4 protein-coding genes are annotated in these 2,645 nt (G+C 54.1%); 3 read left to right on the top strand and 1 reads right to left on the bottom strand.

All coding sequences use genetic code 11. The annotated features are described in order from the left end of the window. The 3 genes from ACO6V1_RS23375 to ACO6V1_RS23365 form a co-directional block, all read left to right on the top strand. Positions 1–686, top strand: a 686-nt coding sequence (locus ACO6V1_RS23375) for a hypothetical protein (RefSeq protein WP_422468921.1), incomplete at its 5' end; no start/stop codon positions are given. A 109-nt stretch (positions 687–795) separates the two neighbouring features. Continuing rightward, positions 796–1,689 carry a hypothetical protein gene (locus ACO6V1_RS23370; protein ID WP_422451114.1) on the top strand — a complete coding sequence of 298 codons (894 nt, stop codon included), beginning with the start codon at positions 796–798 and terminating at the stop codon, positions 1,687–1,689. A gap of 103 nt (positions 1,690–1,792) precedes the next feature. Continuing rightward, entirely contained in the window at positions 1,793–2,212 is a 420-nt protein-coding gene (locus ACO6V1_RS23365; RefSeq protein WP_422451115.1) for a hypothetical protein, read from the top strand. A gap of 91 nt (positions 2,213–2,303) precedes the next feature. On the opposite strand, the gene ACO6V1_RS23360 is transcribed toward ACO6V1_RS23365, so the two are convergent. Then, positions 2,304–2,588, bottom strand: coding sequence for a hypothetical protein (locus tag ACO6V1_RS23360; RefSeq protein WP_422468923.1), 285 nt, complete (start codon positions 2,586–2,588; stop codon positions 2,304–2,306). Positions 2,589–2,645 lie beyond the last annotated feature (57 nt).

Here is a 2,645-nt window from a genome sequence, read left to right as displayed (position 1 = left end):
TGACGGACAGGTACAGGATGATCAAGAACACGCTAGCCACTGTACAAACCCTGGGGGATTACCAGAAGAGGATCTGGCGGGACCGGCAGATCCGGGACCGCCTGGCCACTTTGAAGACTGATTATGCCGATAAATTTGCCGTCATAAACAAACAGACCAGGACGGTATATGACAGTCTTGGCAATATCATGACCAGGGGGAGCGGGGTGCTTGAGGATGGTACCGATTGGGATTGCGATTTTGAGAATAAATTAACCCGGACGCACTGGGAATTCAAACGCAATTATAAAACAGGCAAGGCTGCCAAACATGTCTTTTACATGAGCAACTTGATTGTTCACCAGTTTGAACAGACTGCCCGCCATGAGAGCTGGCTATTGGAACTGCCGACCATCATAGAACGATGTGGGATCACAAATGAACAAACCGTGGAGTGCCTGGTTGAGCATAAAGACAGGTTTGATTCCGACACCTTCGTGAAAGCCTTCCTGGAAACGACTGTGAATGGCAAGAGCACAGTCAGAGTGGCGCAAGACCTGGGACTAATGATTTGTGGCCTGAATGTTTTTTTTGACACCAGGCCAGTTGAGCGGATTGATTGGGATATTGATCCCGATGAGGCCTCAGGAGATTTTAGTGTGCAAGTTCATGTCAGTCCGGACCCGAAGGTGTACGGCGCACCATGAAGTGGGTGAACCATGTTCTGATTGCCGGGTCGGTCACGGCCCAATGCCTGGCTGAAACAGGTAGCGGCGTTGCCGGTACTGGCCCCACACCCGGAAAAGGATAACCCCAGTGAACCCCACAACAGCAGCGACGGAAGCAACGACACAGGCCATTGAGCGCTACCTGGCGGACAACCCCGGCAATGAGCCACTGAACGCCCTTGGCATGACGGCGGACGGGCGGATTGTGCGGTTGGCAGAGCAGGATGAACACCAGCGCCTGGCACTGCAGCAGGCACTTGAGCGCCAGCTTGAGGCGCTGATCCCCCCCAGGGAGGACAAGGCTTTGTGGGACTGGATTGTTGAGGATACGGCCATCACGGAATACCAAACCCTGGAAAACGTCTATACCGGCATCCGCAGAGACCGCAAGATACGGGAAAAATTGCAGGATTCACTCAGCAAACAGGCCGACAAGCTGGAAACAATGCATGCCTTAACGACAACGACGGATTACTACGGCCAGACACGCACCTGTGGGGAAGGGATCACCAACGGACACCCCTGGAAATACCGCTTTTGCAATGAATTCACCCAGAAACACTGGAAGTTCAAGAACAACGTGAAGGAAGGCAACATTAACCCGCACGATATCTATATGAGCACGGTGATTGCCTGGCAGTACCAATGGGCGTTTAAAAAAAAGGGCTGGCCATTGGAATTGCCAAGCACCATTGAGCGATGCGGCATATCGAACCCGGGCACCAATAAGGTGCTGATCGATCATCGGGCAGACTACGGTAGCGAGGCCTTTTGCAAAGCGTTCCTGGAAACGACGGACAACGGCAAAAGCACTGCCAGAGTGGCACAAGCGCTGGGCCTGAAGATTGACCGCCTTGCGGTGCTGTATATGGGCAAGGAAACCGGCAGCATTGATGATCCGCTTGAGTATGACCCGGATCATGTGCCGTTTTCCGTGGTTATACACGTGAGCCCGGACCCGGCGGTGTACGACGCACCATGAAGTGGGTGAACCATGTTCTGATTGCCGGGTCGGTCACGGCCGTTTATGACGTACGACTGGTGCCGCCGACCATTATCGGGACCACTGCGCGGGACTGGATGCAGTGGGTGCTGAAGTTTGTTGGCAGGCCGGTAAAGCACCGGACGGTGGCCCACTATCTGAGCGTGTGGTCGCTGGCGTGGCAGGCCGGGATTTTCCTTCTGCCGGACAATGGCTTAGCACGGTTCTTACAGCGGTTTGTTGGGGTGGGGTGACGCATATTCTGACCGATGCCATGACGGTGTCTGGTGTGCCGTTGTCGTCTTATTCTGACCGGAGATTCCACCTGTTCGGCGGACGTTTCAGAACCGTGGAGCCTGTGGAGTATGGGATCAGCGCTTGTGTGCTATTTGTCTGTATTGGCCTGATGAACTTGATGCCCAGTGGTAGCTGGACACCGTTTTTCTATGACTGGGCGGGGTATTATGAGAGCGGCGTGATTGATGGGTATGAGTGTCGGGTGAATCGGTTCAGGATTTTTTGAACCGCAATGGGTGACGGCTCCCACAGATAAAACCTGAAGCAAAATTCGGCAGGTAAACAAGACTCTCTTGATTAAAACTGCGGGTAGAGAGTCACAGCCTGGTTTCCTCAATGCCCGGCATTAAGGCGACAGTCTCATTCACCGCTATTGTCCTTGGCAGTTTGACGGCTCTCCTTTTTTCTTGAAGGAGGCATTCCAGGCGGCGTTCCGTAACTAGATGGCCGCTCTTGCCTGCAGCCTTCAAAGGCGACCTGGCGAAGCACCATTTAAAGACCCGGTATTTCCCGAGAAAGCAAAGAGCCCATTTCTGTTCCGGGTCAGCGCCCTGTTCAAGCAAAAAATTCAGAACCGCGCCGTACCCGTTCTGGGCAGCGATGAAGAGGGCGGTCGCTCCATCCTTGCAAGCGGCCGACAGGAACGCCCTGACCGCCGT

Source organism: Endozoicomonas sp. ALC013 (assembly GCF_049310205.1).
In the GTDB taxonomy this organism is placed as follows: Bacteria; Pseudomonadota; Gammaproteobacteria; order Pseudomonadales; family Endozoicomonadaceae; genus Endozoicomonas.
This window is presented reverse-complemented; position numbering and strand designations above follow the sequence as displayed.